The sequence below is a fragment of the Halomonas sp. ML-15 genome (genome assembly GCF_014779595.1).
Lineage (GTDB): Bacteria > Pseudomonadota > Gammaproteobacteria > Pseudomonadales > Halomonadaceae > Franzmannia.
In genome coordinates this window covers 292-548 of sequence record NZ_JACXZT010000016.1, presented here as the reverse complement: position 1 = coordinate 548, position 257 = coordinate 292, and the positions used below count along the sequence as shown (strand labels likewise).

The 257-nt window shown below is 74.7% G+C and carries 1 pseudogene; it reads left to right on the top strand.

Annotated features, from left to right (window positions below):
* Window positions 1-257 (top strand): annotated as a pseudogene (locus IEI94_RS22585) (aldehyde dehydrogenase (NADP(+))); the annotation flags it as partial.

The following is a 257-nucleotide window of genomic DNA, read 5'->3' as shown; positions in this document are numbered from 1 at the left end:
AAGCGATCGGTGACGACCTGACCCAGCGCGGCATGGCCGAGACCGGCCTGCCCCAGGCACGTCTCGAGGGCGAGCGCGGCCGCACCTGCGGCCAGCTGCGCCTGTTCGCCTCCGTGGTGCGCGCCGGCGAGTGGCTGGATGTGCGCCACGATCCGGCACTGCCGGAGCGCGCGCCGATGCCCCGCGCCGATCTGCGCCAGCGCCATATCGCCCTGGGCCCGGTCGCCGTGTTCGGCGCCTCCAACTTCCCGCTGGCA